Source organism: Mycoplasma sp. HU2014 (assembly GCF_001199495.1).
GTDB lineage: Bacteria > Bacillota_I > Bacilli_A > Mycoplasmatales > Mycoplasmataceae > Mycoplasma.
The window spans coordinates 1-23,043 of sequence record NZ_LFYS01000062.1 but is presented as its reverse complement, the minus strand read 5'-3'; the positions used below and the strand labels follow the sequence as shown (position 1 = coordinate 23,043).

14 protein-coding genes and 4 pseudogenes are annotated in these 23,043 nt (G+C 27.6%); 16 read left to right on the top strand and 2 right to left on the bottom strand.

Annotated elements, in window-relative coordinates:
- A pseudogene (locus AB668_RS03785) lies at positions 1 to 472 on the top strand (IS1634 family transposase); the annotation flags it as partial.
- A gap of 9 nt (positions 473 to 481) precedes the next feature.
- Entirely contained in the window at positions 482 to 2,350 is a 1,869-nt protein-coding gene (locus AB668_RS05840; RefSeq protein ID WP_050517689.1) for a BspA family leucine-rich repeat surface protein, read from the top strand.
- 83 nt (positions 2,351 to 2,433) lie between these two features.
- Here the strand turns inward: AB668_RS05840 and AB668_RS03775 are convergent, their stop codons facing one another.
- Positions 2,434 to 3,486, bottom strand: coding sequence for a Fic family protein (locus AB668_RS03775; protein WP_050517688.1), 1,053 nt, complete (start codon positions 3,484 to 3,486; stop codon positions 2,434 to 2,436).
- Positions 3,487 to 3,692: 206 nt separating this feature from the next.
- On the opposite strand from AB668_RS03775, the gene AB668_RS03770 reads away from it, so the two are divergent.
- Positions 3,693 to 4,112: a PH domain-containing protein gene (locus tag AB668_RS03770; RefSeq protein WP_050517687.1), complete on the top strand. Its 420-nt coding sequence runs from the start codon at positions 3,693 to 3,695 to the stop codon at positions 4,110 to 4,112.
- A gap of 658 nt (positions 4,113 to 4,770) precedes the next feature.
- Positions 4,771 to 6,705 (top strand): threonine--tRNA ligase, encoded by a 1,935-nt coding sequence (gene thrS / locus AB668_RS03765; RefSeq protein ID WP_050517686.1) that lies wholly within the window; start codon positions 4,771 to 4,773, stop codon positions 6,703 to 6,705.
- Positions 6,706 to 6,773: 68 nt separating this feature from the next.
- On the opposite strand, the pseudogene AB668_RS03760 reads toward thrS, so the two are convergent.
- Positions 6,774 to 7,654 (bottom strand): annotated as a pseudogene (locus AB668_RS03760) (transposase); the annotation flags it as partial.
- Between the two features lie 152 nt (positions 7,655 to 7,806).
- On the opposite strand from AB668_RS03760, the gene AB668_RS03755 reads away from it, so the two are divergent.
- The 12 genes and pseudogenes from AB668_RS03755 to AB668_RS05940 form a co-directional block, all read left to right on the top strand.
- A complete protein-coding gene (locus tag AB668_RS03755; protein WP_050517685.1) occupies positions 7,807 to 9,882 on the top strand; it encodes a BspA family leucine-rich repeat surface protein in 2,076 nt (691 codons plus the stop codon).
- A 124-nt stretch (positions 9,883 to 10,006) separates the two neighbouring features.
- Positions 10,007 to 10,837 (top strand): hypothetical protein, encoded by an 831-nt coding sequence (locus AB668_RS03750; protein ID WP_050517684.1) that lies wholly within the window; start codon positions 10,007 to 10,009, stop codon positions 10,835 to 10,837.
- Positions 10,838 to 11,096: 259 nt separating this feature from the next.
- Entirely contained in the window at positions 11,097 to 12,458 is a 1,362-nt protein-coding gene (locus AB668_RS03745; RefSeq protein WP_050517683.1) for an FAD-dependent oxidoreductase, read from the top strand.
- 3 nt (positions 12,459 to 12,461) lie between these two features.
- Positions 12,462 to 13,463 carry a lipoate--protein ligase gene (locus AB668_RS03740; protein ID WP_050517682.1) on the top strand — a complete coding sequence of 334 codons (1,002 nt, stop codon included), beginning with the start codon at positions 12,462 to 12,464 and terminating at the stop codon, positions 13,461 to 13,463.
- A 24-nt stretch (positions 13,464 to 13,487) separates the two neighbouring features.
- Positions 13,488 to 14,600 (top strand): pyruvate dehydrogenase (acetyl-transferring) E1 component subunit alpha, encoded by a 1,113-nt coding sequence (pdhA, locus tag AB668_RS03735; protein ID WP_050517681.1) that lies wholly within the window; start codon positions 13,488 to 13,490, stop codon positions 14,598 to 14,600.
- Positions 14,600 to 15,589: an alpha-ketoacid dehydrogenase subunit beta gene (locus tag AB668_RS03730; protein ID WP_050517680.1), complete on the top strand. Its 990-nt coding sequence runs from the start codon at positions 14,600 to 14,602 to the stop codon at positions 15,587 to 15,589. The genes pdhA and AB668_RS03730 overlap by 1 nt, the downstream gene beginning before the upstream one ends.
- Before the next feature lie 19 nt (positions 15,590 to 15,608).
- Positions 15,609 to 16,940, top strand: coding sequence for a dihydrolipoamide acetyltransferase family protein (locus AB668_RS03725; protein WP_050517679.1), 1,332 nt, complete (start codon positions 15,609 to 15,611; stop codon positions 16,938 to 16,940).
- A gap of 29 nt (positions 16,941 to 16,969) precedes the next feature.
- The gene (gene lpdA / locus AB668_RS03720; RefSeq protein WP_050517678.1) at positions 16,970 to 18,814 is read left to right on the top strand and encodes a dihydrolipoyl dehydrogenase; all 1,845 of its coding nucleotides are present in this window, start codon (positions 16,970 to 16,972) and stop codon (positions 18,812 to 18,814) included.
- Positions 18,815 to 18,839: 25 nt separating this feature from the next.
- Entirely contained in the window at positions 18,840 to 19,805 is a 966-nt protein-coding gene (gene pta / locus AB668_RS03715; protein WP_050517677.1) for a phosphate acetyltransferase, read from the top strand.
- A gap of 21 nt (positions 19,806 to 19,826) precedes the next feature.
- Positions 19,827 to 21,011, top strand: coding sequence for an acetate kinase (locus AB668_RS03710; protein ID WP_050517676.1), 1,185 nt, complete (start codon positions 19,827 to 19,829; stop codon positions 21,009 to 21,011).
- Positions 21,012 to 21,181: 170 nt separating this feature from the next.
- A pseudogene (locus AB668_RS03705) lies at positions 21,182 to 22,198 on the top strand (IS1634 family transposase); the annotation flags it as partial.
- A 506-nt stretch (positions 22,199 to 22,704) separates the two neighbouring features.
- Positions 22,705 to 23,043, top strand: a pseudogene (locus AB668_RS05940) (hypothetical protein); the annotation flags it as partial.

Genomic DNA, 23,043 nt, shown 5'->3' with positions numbered 1-23,043 from the left:
GTCAACTTTAACAGAATTTACTCAGAAGAAAAATTTTATTAGTCGAACTTATAAAAAAGGTGTTTATGATGAAAAAAAACTATTGGAAAAAGAAGATCTTTTTGGACTAATTATTTTTGAATGTAATGGAAATTTAAACATAAAAGATATCTACATCTCATACAAAAAGAGATGAGAAATTGAGTTATTATTTAAGCAATTTAAAAATGTATTAGAACAAAACGAAGGAAATGTTCAGGGAAATTACAGAATAATAGCTACTGAATTTATTAATTTTTTATCATCTATAATGCTTTGCAGAATAAAAAATTACTTACTTGAAAATGGTGTTTTAGAAAATAAAACAATTGGTCAAATTTTTAGATATTTATCAAAAGTAATGAAAAAAAGAAAACCAAGAGTAAGAGAAGAGTGGGATGATGTTGAAACATTAAAATATATTAAAGAACTTATTAAAGTTTTAAAAATATAGTGTCTGAAATTGGGAATTTTTTATTTAATAATTAATCAAGCAGAAAATAAAGTTATTGTAAAACCTAAAACTGGTGATAAAACTTATAAAAATCAAGTTGAATTATCATTTATTATTTCAACTGATCTAACAGATGCAATTTATAGAACAGAATTAGATTATATTGATGAAAGAGAATTAAATGAAAATAAAATAAAAGAAATAATTCAACAAAAAAATGAATTTAGTATAATAGATTTTTCTAAATTAGAAATAGTAATTAATAAACAAGATAAAAAAATTATTGTTAAACCTAAAACTGGTGATAAAACTTATAAAAATCAAGTCGAACTAACATTTGATTTATTTTTAGAATCTGATCATCAAATTGTTGAACAAATCAAAACGGTTTGAAATACTGAATTTAAAGATAAATTCAGATCTTATGATAATCCAGATGATTCATGAAATAGTTCGATAGCTTCAAAAAATACAATATTAAAAGTATTTTCTGAGAGATTAGAAAAAAATGAATTAAATAATTTAAATATTAGTTATTTAAATAAACCAATTTTTGATCGACAAAGTCCTAATGATGGTGAAGATCTAGAATTTGTTTATAAAGGTAAAGCTATAAGTTTAAATGTAGGTAAAATTAATGCTAAAAATCTTACTAAATATCATGAATATCAAAAAGGTAGCGAATTTACAAAAGCAACTAAAATAGGATATTTCATTAATCCTCAAGGACTATTTCAAATAGATAGATTTTCACATAGTGCAAAAGAGGTTCCTGATCAATTACCAGATATTATTAATGATTTAAGTAGAGGATTTGAATTTAATAGTAACGAAAGTATTAAAGGTATCGAAAACTGAGATACTAAAAACGTTATTAGAATGTCTAACACATTCCATGATACTTATAAATTTAATCAAGATATCTCATCTTGAAATACTGAAAATGTAACTGATATGAGTTGAATGTTTCGATCAAGTGTATTTAACCAACCTATAGGAAATTGAAATACAAAAAATGTTAAAAATATGAGTTATATGTTTAGTTGAAATAAAGCATTTAACCAAGATATTTCTAACTGAGATACTTCGAATGTAACTGATATGAGTTGAATGTTTTGAAAAGCAAAAGTATTTAACCAAGATATTTCAAAATGAAATATAAATAATTTAAAAAAAATAAACTCTATGTTTTCAGAAGCTGAAGCGTTTAATCAAGATGTAAATACAAAAGAAGTTGTAAAAGATGATGGATCAACTTACACAGCTTGAGATATTTCTAAACTAACAAGTTTAGGTGGAGTGTTTTATGGTGCTAAAAGTTTTAATAATTCTTTAGATAAATGAAATACTGAAAATATAACTAGTATGGTATCAACATTTTCTGGTGCAATCTTATTTGATCAAGACATATCTATGTGAAATACTTCAAATGTAACTGATATGAGTGGTATGTTTAATGGTGCTAAAGTATTTAACCAAGACATTTCTAACTGAGATACTTCAAATGTAACTGATATGAGTTATATGTTTGCTAGTACCGAAGAATTCAACCAAGACATTAAAACCAAACAAGTTAATAAAGATGATGGATCAACTTACACAGCTTGAGACACTTCTAAAGTAACTGATATGAGTTATATGTTTAGTTGAAATAAAGCATTTAACCAAGACATTTCTAACTGAGATACTTCGAATGTAACTGATATGAGAAACATGTTTTGACACGCTTTATCTTTTGAACAAAATATTAGTGTTTGAGATGTTAATGAAGTTGAAAGTCATAGACAATTTATTAATGATAGAAGTAAATTAAAAGATAAATTAGAATTCATTCCAGAAAAATTTAGACAAAAATTAATAGAAGAATTTAGCAAATAATAAAATATTAAGAATCTAAAAAAGACCTCAATTGTCGGGTCTTTTTTTAAGTTCGATTATTATTGAAATATTACGCAATAAAACTAAATATCTAAAGTATAATAAATTGTATTTTTACCAGAATTTTTTGTTGCTATTTTATTTTCTTTAACAAGAGTTGATAAACATTGTTCAACTGAACTAACACTAATTGAAACACATAAATCTACAATATTCTGTTTAGTAAAACTTCCTAGTTTAGTTTTAACAGCATTAACAACTATTTTCATAGCTGATGATTCATTATTTATATTAGATAGATTGTTTAATTGTTCATAACTTAACAATATTATTTTTAAAAAGTATTTTATAAAAAATAATTTATCTTCATTATTATCTATTCAATTTTGACTTGATAATGCTAAACTATCATAATATTCTTTTAGGTTTTTATATATCATTTCATCAATTGAAATATATCTAGCAATATCAATATCATTTTGTAATAACAATAAAGTTGTTAATAATCTGCTAACTCTACCATTACCATCATTAAATGGATGAATACATAAAAAATCATGTATAAAAATAGAAATTAATAATAATGGATCTATTGAATTATTATATTTATTAAATTCATCACAAATTTGTTCGATAGCTTCTGGAGTTTGAAAAGGTTCTAAAGGGGTAAATATTATTTCTTTAGTATAAGTATTTTCATCAATTTTAGTTATTTTTTGTATATGATTTTGAGTTGTTTTAAATTTACCTAAATGAAAAAATTTAGTAAGTTTAAGCATTTCTTTATGAATGTTTAATATATTATTTTTTGTTAGTGTAATAGCAAATGGATCATTTAAGATAATTTCTAAAACGTTTTTATAACCTAATATTTCTTGTTCGGTTTTTGTTAAATTAATATCAACATTATCAATTATATTTTTTAATCTTGATGCACTTGTAAATATACCTTCAATTTTATTTGAACTTTCAATACTGTTTATAAATGAGCTTGCCATTAATTTAAAAACAGTCTTATTTTCAGATTTAATAAAATTATTTGCAAGACCTTTGTAATGATAAATTTTAGATAGCAAACCAATTATTTCAATATCTCATTTTTGTTCAATGTAAATTGAATAGTCAAATTTTTTCATATTTATCCTCTCCTTTGTTATTTAATATTATAAACTAAAAAATGTTTTTTTATGCTAAAAAATAGATAATTTTGTGAGAATAATAAAGATATTGTGCTAAATTATACATCATTTTGTGAGAATAATATATTATTTTTTAAATATAAAACTACTTAGCTGACTATAATAGATAATTTATTTATGTAATATATTAATAAGGAGTAGACATGAAATCAAAAGAAAGTATTATTAATGATTTAAAAAATAATTTATCTAATAATTTAGATTTAGTTAATAAAAAAGAATTTGATGATTTAGTTAATCTATTTTTTGATGATGAAGAAATTATTGATCTATTAGTTGTAGGAATAGAAAATAAAGCTTGATTATTAACATTAACTAATAAAAGATTATTTTTTGTAAAAAAACATAATTTATATAATAATGTAATTAAACAATATGGTTTAGAACAATTAAAAGATCTTAGATTAACTGATTCAACTCAGTTTGCTAGTTTATCTTTTATATTTGATAATGATTTTATTAAAGTTGAAAATATAACTTTAAATGAAGCTAAATTAATAGGAAAGAAAATAGCTCAATCAAATATTAATTGATTAGATGAGATTAAGAATATGGTTAAGTAATAGAAATTAAAAATTAAAAGTGTGATTTCCTGAAATCACGCTTTTTAAATTTATTATCTTGTATATCTAGATCTAATTTAGAAAAATCAATTTCAACGTTAGGATTTTTTCGTTTAATTAGTTCGATTAATTTTTCCTCTAGTTTTACCTGCCTCATCAATTATTTCTTTTCTTTAATTAGTAAAGTTAGATCTATTATAATTTTTATCTATTATGTCAAGCTGCAATTCCAGCACCAACTAAAGAAGTTGAAACAACAGTTGATTAGCTATTATTGATATCATCTTTTAGTTAATTTCATAACCTTGTCTTCTTCTATAAAAGTATACAAAAAAGTTAACGATTGTACTCGCAAAAAAAAAAAAAAAGATTCTTGATAATTGATATTAATTTATCAAATATGTAAAATAATTGTATAAATTTAATATTAATTAGTGTTATGGACACGGTTTTAATAAAGACATTACAGAGAGTTGACGGTTGGTGAGAGTCAAAGTGGATAGCTAAAATTACTACCATATCAAAAACACTACGTAGTGCACGATAAGCATAAATTAAGATATATAACTATTGTTATATAAATTAGGATGGTACCGCGGTTTTTTCGCTCCTAGTATTTTTTACTAGGAGTTTTTTGTTTTTTTAAAGGAGAAATATTATGAAAATTATATTATTAGATAATTCAGTAAAAGAATTTGCTAGTGCGATGAAAGTTAAAGAATTATCTCAGTCAATTTTAGGTAATTATTCTAAAAATGTAATTGCTGCTAAAGTTGATAAAAAAATAGTTGATTTAGAATATGTTGTTGATAAAGATTGTAGTTTAGAATTAATTGATGCTAAACATAAAAATTATGAATTAGTTTTAAACTCAACACTAGGATTTATCACAGCATATGCTATTAAACAATTAAAACCTAACGCTAAATTAGCTGAAGTTTTATTTAATAATGATGAAATGGAATTTTCAACAACATTTGAACTAGAACCTAGAATGATTTTAGATGAATTAAAACAAGTTCAACAAAAAGTAAATGAAATTTTAGCTTCAGATTTAGTAATTAAATCAGAACAAGTTAGTTTAGATGAAGCTAAAAAACTTTTATCAGATAATGATTATCAATTACATTTAGCTGAACAAATGAATAAAAAATTTAATTATGTTCAATTATATTCAATTAATGATTTTACAATGGTATTAGAAAATGCGATTTTATTAGATTACAAGCAAATTAAAGCAGTTGATATTCAACAATTAACTGGATCATATTGATTAAATGATGCAAGCAATTTAATGTTACCTAGAGTTCATGGATTATGTGCATTATCAGAAAAACAATTGAATGAAAAGAAAACTATCTTAGAAGATAGAAGAAGTCGTGATCATAGAACAATTAACAAATCATTAAAAATATTTGGATTCGATAATTTAGTTGGAGCAGGATTACCATTATGATTACCAAATGGATACATTCTTAAAAATGAAATCGAAAAATATTTACGTGAAAAAGAATGAGAATATGATTACATTCCAGTAGAAACTCCACCAATTGGATCAGTTGAATTATACAAAACTAGTGGACATTGAGATCACTATGGAGAAGATATGTTCCAACCATTTAATGGTGGTAAAGGAAGCGGAGAACAATTCATTTTAAGACCAATGAACTGTCCTCATCATATTACAGTTTATAAACAAGAACAAAGAAGTTATCGTGATCTACCATTAAGAATTTGTGAACACGCTATTCAACACCGTTTTGAATCAAGTGGATCATTAACTGGACTTGAAAGAGTTAGAGGTATGAAATTAACTGATTCTCATATTTTCTCACGTCCAGATCAAATCGAAGAAGAATTTAGAAGAACTTATCAATTAATTAATGAAGTATTACAAACATTTAATATTGAAATAGATTATCTAAGTTTAAGTTTAAGAGATCCTGAAGATAAAGTTAAATACTTCCAAGATGATGATATGTGAAATAATGCTGAAGCAAGTTTAGAAAAAGTGTTAAAAGATTTAGGACTAAATTATAAAAAATGTATTGGTGAAGCTGCCTTTTATGGACCTAAATTAGATATTCAAATTAAAACTGCTCAAAATCATGAAATCACTGTTTCAACTATTCAATTAGACTTTTTAATGCCTATGAAATTTAACTTATCATATGTAGATAAAGATCAAAAACTAGTTCGTCCTATTATGATTCACCGTGGATTAATTGGAACTTATGAAAGATTTGTAGCTATTTTATTAGAACAAACTAAAGGAGTATTACCAGTATGATTAGCTCCACGTCAAGTTGAAATTATTCCAGTTAATAGCGATAGTCAAGCATATGCAAATAAAGTATTTGAAATGTTGAAAAAACAATTTATAAGATCACACATCGATTTAAGAGATGAAAGATTAAGTTACAAAATACGTGATGCTCAAACAAACAAAATTCCTTATCAATTAGTATTAGGAAATAATGAAGTAAAAGATAATACTATTACTTATAGAAAATATGGAAGTGAACAACAAATCACTCTACCAGTTCAAGAATTTATTGATATGTTAACTCATCAAATTAAAGATAAAAAATAATAATAAAAACCAAGTATCGATTACTTGGTTTTTTATCTATTTTTTTAAAAAATTCCCAATTTCAGACACTATATTTTTAAAACTTTAATAAGTTCTTTAATATATTTTAATGTTTCAACATCATCCCACTCTTCTCTTACTCTTGGTTTTCTTTTTTTCATTACTTTTGATAAATATCTAAAAATTTGACCAATTGTTTTATTTTCTAAAACACCATTTTCAAGTAAGTAATTTTTTATTCTGCAAAGCATTATAGATGATAAAAAATTAATAAATTCAGTAGCTATTATTCTGTAATTTCCCTGAACATTTCCTTCGTTTTGTTCTAATACATTTTTAAATTGCTTAAATAATAACTCAATTTCTCATCTCTTTTTGTATGAGATGTAGATATCTTTTATGTTTAAATCTCCATTACATTCAAAAATAATTAGTCCAAAAAGATCTTCTTTTTCCAATAGTTTTTTTCCATCGTAAACACCTTTTTTATAAGTTTGACTAATAAAATTTTTCTTCTGAGTAAATTCTGTTAAAGTTGATCTATAACAAAAATAATACTTTCCATCTACAAGGATTTTTTTGCTCTTATTGTGTCATCATCATAAGCAAAAGTTATATCAAAACCAGATTTTAGGTTTAGTCTTTTAATACTATTTGTGATTTTTATAGGTATCAAATACTTGATGTTCTTTTGTTGCATCAAAATCTTGCATTCTTTATCGTTGAAGCCTTTATCGAGTATTAAAAATCCATTTTTTATGTCATATGTTTTTAAAAAGTTTCTAAATGCAGTGTAATCTAGCATATTTCCTGGGTAAACTGAACTGGCAGCAGGTTCTTGAACACTGATATCGTAAGCATAAATTAGGTTTAAGTTTTGAGAACCCTTTGTTCTTGATTTTCTAGATATCTCAGAAAAAGTGTTTGTTTCACTTTTCATCTTTTTTATTTATTTGTTGGCATAACAACTGTAAAACTCGGGTTATAAAAACCTAAGATAAAATAGAGACTAAAAGAGAAAATTTGCATAATCGCTCTCCAAAAAAAATTTGCATAATCGCTCTTCAAAAAAAAAAAAAAAACAAGTAAAATAAAATTGTTATGGCAAGTAAAGGTAAATTATTAAGCATCATTGCTGGGTTATTAATTATTTCTAGTTCGGTAGCTGGAGTATCGGTAGGAGTGTTACATAATAAAAGAAAACTAGACACCAAAATTCTTAACCTTAACAATGATATTCCTGAGAACATTCGTTCTCTAAAAATTCTATATACTGAAAATCAAGAACAAATATTAAGTCTTATAAATGAACAACGTAAGGTTTTAAGAACAGAAAAATCACATATAGATATTCAACTTAAAGATGTTGAATTTAAATTTAACCCAAGTGTTCCTAGTGTGACAATTTCTGCTAAAAAATCAAGCAAAGTTCTTAAAGGTTCAGTAGAAATAAAATTTAACAAACCAAACATCGATTCTCTAATAAAAGAAGAGAGTCGAAATCTTGGTGTTTTTGAAGTGCGTAGCATAGAAAAAGTTATTGAGAGATTAGTTGAAAGAAATGTTTTAAATAACAAAGATTTTAATGCTGAAAAAATTAAACAAAACTTTGATATTGAAATTAAAGAACAAGAAAAAACTATTAAAGTTAAAGCAAAATCAGATTCTATTTTTTATGTTGGTGAAATTGAGTTTAGTTACAATCTACCTCAATTTTCAACACTTCAACCAATTGAAACTAATATAAGTAGTCTTTTAGATAATCAACAAGACACTATTTTAGATAAATTCTTTGAAATAAATAAAGAAATATTAGAAAAAGATACAGTAAAAATTACTCGTGATCAATTAAAAGTTGAATTAGTTGAAAATGGAGCAAAAATTACTGTTGAAAACAACATAAATTACGAAGGTTCAATTAATATTACTTATTCAGTTAAAGATCAATTTAATACAATTCAAAGAATCGTAAAAGATATAACCTATCTTAAAAACAATGATACTCAAAGTGTGTTAAACCGTTTTATTGAATTAAATTCTAATTTATTAAATTCACATAAAATTACTCGTGATCAATTACAAGTTGTAGTAAACGATAATGTTGCAACAATTACAGTTAATGGTAATAATATATATCAAGGTTCAATTCAAGTGAATTTAAGTTTATCAAAACAAACTCATAATTATTTAAATGTGTTATTAGAAGATGATCATAATTCTATATTAAAAGCAATAAACAGTTTAAATAAATGAAACTTCAGCTTAAATGATTTAAATATACAAGTTCAAGGTAACACTGCAACAATCACTGGAAAAACTGAAAAAAACAAAAAATTTATTGGAACAATTACTGCTCAATTTGGTTTAAAAGCTACTTATACAGAGGATAAAAAAGAATTAACAAGAATTGGATTCTTTAAAAATAGTGACAATGAATGACAAATTGAAAAAATTGATACAAATACAAATAAAGTTGTTTCATTGTTACCTACATTCATAACTAATCTAGAAGATGCGTTTGAAAGAAACGAAAACGCAACAATTTCAGGATTGGAAAGTTGAGATACTTCTAATGTTACAACAATGAAAGGTATGTTCCGAGATGCACAAGCATTCAACCAACCACTAGGAGATAAATTCGATACTTCTAATGTTAAAAATATGAGTTTTATGTTCTACTTTGCAAAAGCATTCAACCAAGCATTAGGAGATAAATTCGATACTTCTAAAGTTGAAAATATGGAACATATGTTTGATTGAGCACATGCATTCAACCAACCACTAGGAGATAAATTCGATACTTCTAATGTTACAACAATGAAAGGTATGTTCTGAGGTGCAAAAGCATTCAACCAAGATATATCACACTTTAATACTTCTCAAGTAACTGATATGCGATCTATGTTCGATGATGCATCAAGTTTTAATCAAAACATTAATACTCAACAAAAACAAAAATTAGACGGAACTACTTACACTGCTTGAGATGTTTCAAGAGTAACAGATATGCGAAAAATGTTCCGTAATGCAAAAGCATTCAACCAAGATATTTCTAAATGAAATGTAACAATAAATGATACTGAAAAATTTATAAACTTTAATAATGGAGCTAACGTTGAATTTAAAGATCAAAAACTACCCGAAAAAATTAGAAATTCTTTGAGAACTAATAGTTAATAATTTAAAACATAAAATAGTAATAGAACTCTATTTTTGTTTTTATATTGTAATAACTCTCTTTTAATATAAAATTTAAATAATAAACATTGTCTTATAAGTTTATTAGAAAGCGAGAAAAACTATGAAGAAATTTTTAAGTATATTAACAGCATCAGCAATCTTATTAACTACTGGTTCTTTTGCTTTGATAAACAATAACAATTCTAAAAATAATATTATTTTAAAACAAACAACTAATATTACATCAAACACTGAAGCTAATATTGAAACTAAAAAAGACTTATCTGAATTAGTTAAAGAAAAAAATATAGGTGATATTCTTAAAGATTTAGATCAAGAAATTATAGCAGCTATCAATAGAAAAAATAAAGATGCTAGGTTAAATATTAGTGAATTAAAAATAGAAAAAAACAAAGATAGCAAAAAAGCTAAAATTTCAGCTAAAGATGATAGTAAAAAATATCAAGGATCAGTTGATGTTGAGTTTAAAGTTAATTCAAATGCTCAGTTTGAATTAAGTGATTTAATTACAAATAAAGAATATATTGACTTAAAATTACCAAAAAATGTAGATATTAAAAAAGCAAAAAAAGATATTTTGAGAGCATTAAGTATTGCAAATATAAAAACAACTTCAGCTTTAGATGCTAAGCAATTAGAAATGATAAGAGCTGATATCACTTTTGAAAAAGAAAATTACAAATCTGTATCTGTAACTTTTAAAGCTATCAAACCACAAGTTTCAAATAAAAAAGAATCAAAACAAGATGAAAAGAAAACTGTAATAAACTACAAAGGAGAAATAACTGCTAAATTTAATATTGAAATTAAACCGGATCAAAAACCAGACAACAAAGGAGTTATTATCGCTTTATCTATCGCTTCAGCTTCTGTTTTAGCAGGAACTGCAATCCTAGTTACTAAAAAATATAAAAAAACACCAACTAACTAATAAGAAATTAAAACCAAATTTTGGTTTTTTTATTTTAGTTTTAAGTGCTAACACCATATTTTTTAAAAAAGAAAAGAAGACCATATTTCAGCTCATCTGAAAAAAGCAAAATAGTTAAAATTTATTACATATTCCAGAAAAGTTTATTACATATTGTAAAGATTATCTATAATAGGTTAAAATATATATGGGAATAATTAATCTAATTAATTATTTTTATTAAAAATTATTCACTAATAATCAAAAGAAAGGACTTTTTATGAAAGTTATTGTATTAGGTACTAATCATGCTGGTACTACAGCAGTTAGAACACTAAAAAGGTTAGATCCAACTTGTGAAGTTAATACATATGACAAAAATGATGCTATTTCATTTTTAGGTTGTGGTATTGCTTTATGAGTTAAAGGAGAAGTAAAAGACCCAAATATGTTATTTTACGCTACTCCAGAAACTTTAAAATCTGAAGGAATCAACGTATTTATGAATCATGATGTTTTATCAGTTGATGATAAAGCAAAAACAGTTACTGTTAAAGATATGCTAACAGGTGAAATAAAAACTGATAACTATGATAAATTGATCGTTGCTACTGGAACTTGACCACTAATCCCTCCTATCCCAGGAATTGATTTAGAAGGTGTTCAAATTTGTAAAAACTACCACCATGCTAAAAAAATTCTGGAACACAACTTAGATAAAAGTTACAAGAAAATCGCAGTTGTTGGAGCAGGGTACATTGGTGTTGAATTAGTTGAAGCATTCAACGAATATGGAAAAGATGTTACTTTAATCGATGTTGCTGACAGAATTATGCCAGTTTACTACGATAAAGAATTTACTGATTTAATGCAAGATAAAATGACTAAAGCAGGAGTTAAATTAGTTTTAGGTTCAAAAGTTACTGAATTTAAAGGAGAAAACGGAAAAGTTACTCAAGTTGTTACTGATAAAGGTTCAATTGATGTTGATTATGTAATTTTCTCTGTAGGAGTAAGACCTCAAACTAAAATTCTTGAAGGAGTTTGTGATTTAGACGAAAGAGGAACTATTGTAACAAATGATTTCATGCAAACAACTAACCCTGACATTTATGCAGTAGGAGACTGTGCTCAAGTATTCAATAAAGCTTTAAATAAAAGCGTTCCAATCCAATTAGCTACAACTGCAGTTAGAACTGCTGTTACAGCTGCAACAAACATCATTAGAGGAAATGTGTTGAAATCACCTGGATATACTGGTGCAAACGGTATCTCAGTATTTGACTTCCACATGGCAAGTGTTGGAGTTTCAGTTGAAGCTGCTAAACGTTTAGGAATGGAAGTAGAATCAATCAATTTTCACGACTTAGATAGACCTGAATTTATGTCATCAGCACATGATGTATGATTCAAAGTTGTTTGAGACAAAAATACAAGAAAAATTGTTGGAGCTCAAGTAGCAAGTGAGAAAAACCATACAGAAGTAATGTACATGTTAGCTTTAGGAATTCAAAAAGATTTAACAATTGATGAATTACCACTAGTTGATATTTTCTTCTTACCACACTTCAACAAACCATTTAACTTCATTTCATTAGCTGGATTAGAAGTTTTAGGTTTAAACTACTTTAAAAAGAAATAGTCTATGATTAATTTATTAATTTCAAAATACCATGATCCAGCTATTAATTTAGCGATCGAAGAATATTTAACATATCATTGAAAATCAAAGGATCCAATTGTGTTTTTCTGACAAAATGCTAATACCATTGTTGTTGGTCGTAACCAAAACACATTTGCTGAAATTAATTTAACTGAAGCTTGAAAAGACGGGGTTAAAATCATCAAAAGAAACACTGGTGGTGGAACTGTTTATCAAGATTTAGGTAATGTGTGTTTCTCACTAATCGTAGATAATTCAACTGATGATGTAGATTACCAAAAAGCTTTACAACCAATAATTACTTATTTAAATGAAAACAAAATACCTGCTGAATTTTCAGGTAGAAATGACATGGTAATTGATGGGTATAAAGTAAGTGGTAATGCCCAATTAAAAACTAAAACTAAAACTTTAGTTCATGGGACATTATTATTTGATGTTGATTTATCTAAGATAGCTAAATATCTAATTGTTGATCCAGAAAAATTAAAACATCAACAAGTTAGATCAAAACCAGCTAGAGTTAGAAACATTAAAGATTTCTTTAAAGATCTAAACATCGATATTAATTTAGATACTTTTATTAGTAATGTAATTGATTCATATGTTAAAAATGAAGAAATTCATTGAATAGAATTAACAGATGAAGAAATTCAATCAATTAATAGATCTAAATTAGAAAAATATGATAGATGAGAATGAAACTTTGGTCGCAATACAAATTTCTCATTAAACAAAAAGAAATATTTAGAAACTAAAGGATTTATCCAAATTAGTTTAGATGTAGACAACGGAACTATTAAAGATATTAAAATTTATGGTGATTTTTTAGGAACTCAAGGTACTGAAGAATTAGAACAATCTTTAATAGGAGTTGACTTTAAACAAGAAGATATCGAAAAAGTATTAGATAAATACGACTTAGAAGAGATCTTTGCTAAAAACTTTACTAAAGAAGATTTCGTAAAATTATTATTTGAATAATTTGTAACAGAAAGGAAGCCGCAAATGATTTATTTAGGAAAATTTGATCCATTAAAAGATGAATGCGTTCGAGTAATGGATAAAGATGGGAATATTATTAACCCTAAATTAATGCCAAAAATTTCTCCAGAAGAAGTTTTAGAAGCATATAAAATAATGAATCTTTCACGTAGACAAGATATTTATCAAAACACAATGCAACGTCAAGGAAGATTATTATCATTCTTATCATCAACAGGTCAAGAAGCTTGTGAAGTAGCATACATTAATGCATTAAACAAAAAAACTGATCACTTTGCAAGTGGATACAGAAACAATGCTGCATGAATAGCAATGGGTCAAAAAATAAGAAACATTATGCTTTACTGAGCAGGTAACGAATTAGGAGCTAAATCACCAGATGGTGTTAACTCATTACCACCAAACATCGTTATTGGTTCACAATACTCACAAGCTACAGGTATAGCTTTCGCTGAAAAATACAGAAAATCAGGAGGAGTTGTTGTAACTACTACTGGAGATGGTGGAACTAGTGAAGGTGAAACTTATGAAGCAATGAACTTTGCTAAACTTCACGAAGTACCAGTTGTATTCGTATGTGAAAACAACCAATGAGCTATTTCAACTGCAAGAAAAGAACAAACTAAATCATTAAACTTCGCAGTTAAAGCTATTGCAACAGGAACTCCATCAATTAAAGTTGACGGAAATGACTACCTTGCATGTATAGGTGTATTCAAAGAAGTTGTTGAATACGTAAGAAACGGTAATGGACCAGTATTTGTTGAATGTGAAACTTACAGATTAGGAGCACACTCATCTTCAGATAACCCAGATGTATACCGTCCAAAAGGTGAATTTGAAGCTATGCAAGCATATGATCCATTAGTAAGATTGAAAAAATGATTAATCGAAAACAAAGTTTGATCAGATAAACAACAAGAAGAATTAGATGCTGAACATGACAAATTAGTTGCAGCAGAATTCGCTTGAGTTGAAGAAAACAAAAACTATGGATTAGAAGAAATTTTCAAATACCAATATGCTGAAATGGATTTATTCTTAAAAGAACAATACGAAGAAGCTAAAGCATTCTTTGAAAAATACCCAGACGCTGCTAAAGGAGGACACCACTAATGGCTATCGTTAATAATATTAAAGCTGTAACAGATGCGTTAGATTCTGCAATGGAAAAACACAAAGAAGTTGTTGTTTTCGGAGAAGATGTAGGTACTGAAGGAGGAGTTTTCAGAGCTACTCAAGGACTACAAGTTAAATATGGTAAAGACCGTTGTTTCAACGCACCAATCAGTGAGGCTATGTTTGCCGGAGTTGGTCTAGGAATGGCAATGGCAGGTATGAAACCAGTTGTTGAATTACAATTCGAAGGTTTAGGATTAGCTGCTTTCCAAAACATTATGACTAACATCGCAAGAATGAGAAACCGTACAAGAGGTAAATATACTGCACCTATGGTTATTAGAACACCAATGGGTGGAGGAATCCGTGCGTTAGAACACCACAGTGAAGCTTTAGAAGCTATATTCGCACACACACCAGGAATTCAAGTTGTTTGTCCATCAACTCCATATGATACAAGAGGTTTAATCTTAGCTGCTATCGAATCACCAGATCCAGTTATTGTTTTAGAACCAACTAAATTATATAGAGCATTCAAACAAGAAATTCCAGATGAATACTACACAATTAAAATTGGAGAAGGATACAAAATCCAAGAAGGAAACGACTTAACTGTTGTTACTTATGGAGCACAAACTGTTGACTGTCAAAAAGCAGTTGAATTATTAAAACAAAGTCATCCAAATGCTACAGTTGATTTAATCGACTTACGTTCAATCAAACCATGAGACAAAAAAATGGTTGTTGAATCAGTTAAGAAAACTGGAAGACTATTAGTTGTACATGAAGCTGTTAAGTCATTCTCAGTTTCTTCAGAAATTATGGCTACAGTAAACGAAGAATGCTTCGAATACTTAAAAGCTCCTTTAGCAAGATGTACAGGTTACGACGTTATTACTCCATTCGATAGAGGAGAAGGATACTTCCAAACTAATCCTTTAAAAGTTTTTGAAAAAATGAAAGAACTTTTAGATTTTAAATTTTAGAGAGAAAGGATAAAGAAATATGCATCAAGTTAAATTTGCTGATATCGGTGAAGGATTAACTGAAGGAACAGTTGCCCAAGTTTTAGTTAAAGTCGGTGACGTTGTTAAAGCAGGTCAACCTTTATACTTCGTTGAAACTGATAAAGTTAACAGTGAAATTCCTGCTCCGATTGATGGAAAAATTGCAGTAATCAATATTAAAGCTGGTCAAGAAATCAAAGTTGGAGAAGTTGTTATGGAAATTGAAGACGGAGCTTCAGCTGAAGCTTGTCCAAAAGATGGAGCATGTTCTTCATCTAAAAAAGAAGCTAAATCTGAACCTGTTGAAGAAAACGCAAGTGTTATTGGAGCAACCCCTGTTTCAAATGAATTACTTGTAAGAAACATTCCAAAAACAACTTCATCATCTCAACAAGCTGTAAAAGCAACTCCATTAGCAAGAAAAATTGCTGATGATTTAAACATTGATTTATCAACAATCCAAGGATCAGGACCAAATGGAATAATTTTAGTAGCTGATGTTAAAGAATCGCAACCAAGTGTTCAAGAACAACCAGCTCCAGTTCAAGAACAACCAGCTCCAGTTCAAGAACAACCAGCTCCAGTTCAAGAACAACCAGCTCCAATTAAGAGATTACTAGACATAGATGCTCCTTTATCATGAGATACAATCAACATGAATGGTATCAGAAAAGCAACAGTTAAAGCTATGGTTAAATCACATACTGAAGTTGCATCATTCACTGGTATGAAAAATGTTGATATTACAGAAACTTACAAATTAAGATCTGATCTAAAAGATTCTGCAACATCACAAGGAGTTAAATTAACTTACTTAGCATTCATTATTAAAGCTTGTGCTAAAGCATTACGTGATATGCCAAACATCAATGCAAGAGGGGATTTTGCAAACAACAAAATCCAATATATGCATAACATAAACATTGGTATTGCTGTAGATACTCCTCAAGGATTAATGGTTCCTGTAATTAAAGGTGCTGATCTATTAAGTGTATTTGAAATCGCTAACAAAATTTCTGAATTAGCAAACAAAGCTAAAGAAGGAAAATTAAGCATGAAAGAAATGAGTGAAGCAACATTCACAGTTTCAAACTTTGGTTCAGTAGGACTAGATTACGCAACTCCAATTATTAATTCACCAGAATCTGCTATTTTAGGAGTTGGAACAATGATTCAAACTCCAATGTACATTAATGGTGAAGTTCAACCTAGGTTCATAATGCCATTCTCAATGACTTGTGACCACAGAATTATCGATGGTGCAGATGCAGGAAGATTCTTAGTTAAAGTTCAAGAATACCTAGCAAAACCAATCGCACTATTTGTCTAAAAGTTTAATAGAGAGGGTAGAAAATAAAGATGTATCAAGTTAAATTTGCTGATATCGGTGAAGGATTAACTGAAGGAACAGTTGCTGAAGTTTTAGTTAAAGTTGGTGATACTGTAAAAGCAGGTCAATCATTATACTTTGTAGAAACTGATAAAGTTAATAGTGAAATTCCTGCTCCAATTGATGGAAAAATCGCAGTAATTAACATTAAAGCTGGTCAAGAAATCAAAGTTGGAGAAGTTGTTATGGAAATTGATGACGGAACTGGAGCATCTGCTTCAGCTCCTGCTAAAGAAGCAACTAAATCAGAACCTGTTGAAGAAAACGCAAGTGTTATTGGAGCAACTCCTGTTTCAAATGCTTTATTACCAAGACGTAATCACTCTTCATCAAGTTCAACTACAGTTCAAGAACCAGTTAAAAAAGAAGTTAAACAAGAACCTATTAAAGCTAATGTAAACGTTGAAGACACATTTGACGTTGCTGTAATTGGAGCAGGAATTGGTGGTTATGTTTGTGCTATCAAATGTGCTCAATTAGGATTAAAAACTTTAATAGTTGAAAAAGAATACTATGGTGGAGTTTGTTTAAATGTTGGATGTATTCCTACAAAAACTTTACTAAAAACTAGTCATGTATATCATGATATTTTACACAAAGCTAAAGACTTGGGAATTGTTGTACCTAATGCAGAAAAAGTTGTAATTGATTGAGCTCAAGCTTTAGAAAGAAAAAATGGAGTAGTTAAAAAACTAACAGGTGGAGTTAAATACTTATTAGACAAAAATAAAGTAACTCAAATCAAAGGTGATGCTGTTGCACTAGATAAAAACACTATTAGTGTAAATGGTAAAAATTACCATGCAAATAACTTAGTAATTGCTACAGGATCAGTTCCTAACCATTTACCATTACCAGGATTTGATGAAGGAAGAAAATCTGGAGTTATTCTTGATTCAACAGGTATTTTATCAATACCTAAAATTCCTGAATCATTAGTTGTTATTGGTGGAGGAGTTATTGGTATCGAATTTGGATGTCTATTTGCAAGTTTAGGTACTAAAGTTACTGTTTTACAAGGACTACCAACTGTTTTAGAAATGTTAGATCAAGATATAATTGATGTCATGACTAAAGAATTAAAAACTACTTACAAAATGAATGTTATTACTAATGCAAGTGTTAAAGCATTCAAAAATGGAGAAGTTGTTTACGAAATCGATGGAAAAGAACAATCAATTAAAGGCGAATTTGTTTTAGAATCTGTTGGACGTAAAACAAGCTTGCAAGGATTTGAAAACATTGGATTAGAATTAACACCACGTAAAGGTATCGAAGTTAACGAATACCAAGAAACTAACCTTGATTCAGTATATGCTGTAGGTGATGTTGTTGGTAAAGCAATGTTAGCTCATTCAGCAGTAAAATCAGCTATTGTTACTGCTAATAGAATTGCTAAAAAAGCTAACAAAGCACATGCTGAAGATATCACAATGGACTTTAATAAAGTTCCTTCATGTATCTATACTCACCCAGAAGTTGCTATGATCGGAAAAACTGAACAACAACTAAAAGTTGAAAATGTAGAATACAAAGCATTCAAATTCCCATTCTCAGCAATTGGTAAAGCTTTAGCTGATGATGATACAACTGGATTTGTAAAAATTATTATTGAACCTAAATACAAAGCTGTTTTAGGAGCTCACATAATTGGAAACAGAGCAACTGAAATGATTTCAGAAATTACTGCTGTTATTGAGTGTGAAGGAACAATCACTGAAATCGCAAATACAATTCACCCTCACCCAACAATGAGTGAAGCTGTTGGAGAAGTTGCTGAAGCCTTAGAAACTGGAAAACCAATTCACTTCTAATAAATATATATTTGGAGAAATTAATATGTATTCTATACAAGACATTAAAAATAAATTATCTGTAAACTTAGATAAAAAAAGTATTGTTTTCCCAGAAGGAGAAGCAACTGTAATACAAAATGTAGCTAAAACATTAGTAGAAGAAAAACTAGGAAATCCAATTTTATTATTCAAAAATGAAGTCGATATTCCTAGTGACTTAAAAAATCATAGTGATATTAAAGTTATTGCTATTGATAAATTAGATACAGCTACATTAGAAGAAAAATTTGTTGAAATAAGAAAAGGTAAAGCAACAATTGAAGTGGCAAAACAAATGATGCAACTTCCAAACTATGTTGGTGCTATGTTAGTTAAAATGAATCAAGCTGATTGTATGTTATCAGGATTAAATAATACAACAGCTGATACAATAAGACCTGCTTTACAAATAATTGGTACAAAACCAGGTTATAGTATTGCAAGTAGTGTATTTATTATGAGTAAAGGTGAAGAAAATTATATCTTTACTGATTGTGCACTAAACATTAGACCAACTAGCGAACAATTAGCAGATATGACTGATATGGCTGCTGATTTTGCTAAAACATTAAATGTTAAAAATGTTGAAGCTGCTTTATTAAGTTATTCAACAAACGGTTCAGGTAAAGGTGAAGATGTTGATAGAGTTCGTGCTGCTGCTAAAATTCTAAAAAACAAAGAAAAAGATTATTTAGCAGATGGAGAAATCCAATTTGATGCAGCATTTGATAAATCAGTTAGAGACAAAAAATTCCCTAACAATTTATTAACAAAACAAACACCAGATATCTTTATTTTCCCTGACATTAATGCTGGAAACATTGGTTATAAAATCGCTCAAAGAATGGGTGGATTTGAAGCAATTGGTCCATTTGTTCTAGGATTAAACCAACCAGTAAACGATTTAAGTCGTGGAGCTACTTTAGTTGATGTTTTAAATACAGCAATTATGACTTTACATTTATCTTAATAAAATAAAAGGAGAGATTATATGATTCTTGTAGTTAACTCAGGAAGTAGTTCAATTAAATTTAAGTTATTTGAAACAAAAAATGATGTTGAAGCAATTTTAGATGGTCTAGCTGAGAGAATTGGAATTGATGGTAGACTAAAATTTGAACACAACGATCAAAAATACGAGTATGATAATGAATTAAAAAATCATGAATCAGCAATACAATTTATTTTAGATAAATTGATTGAATTAAAAATCATACAAAATGTTGAACAAATAACTGCAGTAGGATTTAGAACAGTCCATGGTGCTGAAATTAGTCAATCTACTTTAATTGATGAGAATCTTATTAATAAATTAAAAGAAAACATTAAATTAGCACCATTGCATAATCCAGGAGGAATTGTCGCAATTGAAGCGGTTTCTAAAATAATGCCAAAGGCTAAATTAGTTGCTTGTTTTGATACAGCATTCCACCAAACAATGCCTGAAGTAAACTACTTATACACAACACCATATGAATGATATAAAAAATATGGTGTGAGAAAATATGGATTCCATGGTATAAGTTATCAATACATTACTTCAAAATGTGAGTCAATTTTTAATAAAAAATCTGAAAACCTAAACTTAATCATTTGTCATTTAGGAAACGGAGCAAGTATTTGCTGTGTTAAAGATGGTAAATCATATGATACTTCAATGGGATTAACTCCTTTAGCGGGATTAATGATGGGTACAAGAAGCGGAGATGTTGATCCATCTATCGCTGAATACATGGCTAAAGAATTAAACACTGATATTTTCGAAATTACTAAATCTTTAAATAAAGAATCAGGAATATTAGGAATTAGTGGTGTTTCTTCTGATATGAGAGATGTAGGTGCAGCAGCTTTAAATGGTGATGAAAGAGCTATTTTAGCTATTGAAAAATACACACAAATAGTTGCTGACTTCATTGTTAAATACGCTAACTACTTAGATAACATTGATGGTATTGTATTTACAGCAGGAATTGGTGAAAATTCAACTTCAATTAGAAAAAAAGTTATTGAAAAAGTTAAATTATTGCAACTTAAAATTGATGAAAATAAAAACTCTAATAGAAAATACGATGACTTCATGCTAATTTCAACTGATGATTCAAAAATTCCAGTTTATGCTATCAGAACAAATGAAGAAAAAATGATTTGTTTAGAAACTTTAAAACTTACAAAATAAAATAAATAATAGATGGTCCAATTATTTGGATCATTTTTTATTTTATTAGCAGTATATTTTTCCTACGTTTCCCACTTAGCTACAAAAACAGCACGTTTTTAGTAGCTATATTTTTTATAAAAAAATATAAATATCTATACTTTTATGCTTAAATATGATATAATAGAAATATGAAAAAGTCAAGAAAAGATACAAAAAGACAATGAAGGACATCAATAGCAAGAGTTAAGAAGGGTGAATATTTATCAATTGGGGTGCCAAGAAGAGATAACAAGGGGTTTGAATTCAGATTTGGTTATGGTTATTTACATGAATTGAAAGAATATCATGATGATCCACTAACTGTGATTAAAGCAGTTATTGCAAACTTCCCACTATCTTGAACAAAAGAACAAGCTAAAACAAAATTAGATGAAATTTTCAAAGAAAAAAAATCATTGAAAAAAGAGGTTATAGAAAGGTATAAAGGTTACGAGATTATTGAAAAACTCTTTGATTATTTCGATATTTTTGATAATTGTTCTACTACAAGATCCACAACACTAAAAGATGTTATTATGCAATTAATTTATCAAAGAATTAAAAATCCGATTAGCGTATTTAACACTTACAAAACAATAAAAAAAGAAAGAACAGATACTCATTCAAAAAATTCATTTTACAGATCATTAGATTATATTGCAAAAAATAAAGACAAGATTCTGAAAAACTTAAACAAGAAAATTTGTGATAACACAAATAGAAAAATTGATGTTTTGTGATTTGATGCAACAACCGCATATTTTGAAACATTTTCAAGAGAAGGGTTTAAAAAGTCTGGTTATTCAAAGGATGGAAAATTCAAAGAAGATCAAATTGTAATAGGAATGGCAACCGATGAAAACGGAATTCCATTACATTACAAAGTTTTTCCTGGCAATAGTGCTGATTCAAATACATTTATTCCTTTTATGCTAGAAATTGCAGACCTTTATGAAATAAACACAGTAACTATTATTGCTGATAAAGGTATGAGTGTTAATAGAAATATTAGATTCTTAGAATCTAAAAATTGAAACTATATAATTTCTTATAGAATGAAAGCTGGTAGCAAACAGTTTAAAGAATACGTTTTAGATGAAAAAGATTATATAACTGATGGTTCTTTTAAATATAAAATTCGTGATATAGCATCTTTTTACTATAAAAGTTCTACCTAATATGACTATAGAAAAACTTGAAAATTAAGCAGTTTTTTATAAATAACCTTAAAATGTATAAGATCAAGCATGAATAATTACTTAAAATTAATTTAAACAGACATGGAATAAGTTAAAAAAAACTATTATTTTATGTCTTTTTTTATGTTATAATATAGATATAATGCTATATAAAAGGAAAAGAGAGATAAAATGGCGATACCTTTAGAAATAAGACAGGTTGCAAGACCTAAAAACACAGTTGTAAAGATTATTTTGGAAAATATAAAGTTGTAAAAAGAACTAGTAAATACGTTAACGGAAAAGCTATACCAGTTGATCTGGAAATAGTTGGTGAAATAATAGATTTTCAATTTATACCTTTTGAAACACCAATTCCAGTTGGTCAAAGATCAAAAAAGAAAAAAGAATTAATTGAAACAGGTACTGATGTTAAAGAGTATGGAAACGTTGCAATATTTACAAAAAACAGTGAAGATATTTTAGAAAAATTATTGAAACATTTTGATGATGTAACTGCCTTAAAACTTTATGTTATTGCATTGATAAGATGTGCTTATCCAAAAGCAGTTAACAGAGATTTAAAACATTATTATGAAACTTCATTCTTATCAGAAATATTTAAAAAAGTTGGACTTTCAGAATCTCTTCTTCCTGAATTTTTTGAAAAAACTGGGCGTGCTTATTTAAGAATCAAAAAATTTATGGAAGATAGAATGCAAGAATTTAAAGGTAAAGTTCAAATTATTGATGGAACTCTAAAATCATACAATTCTAGTGATTGTACTTTTTCGCAATGATCAAGAAAAGGAAAAGTAAAAGGTAGTAAAGAT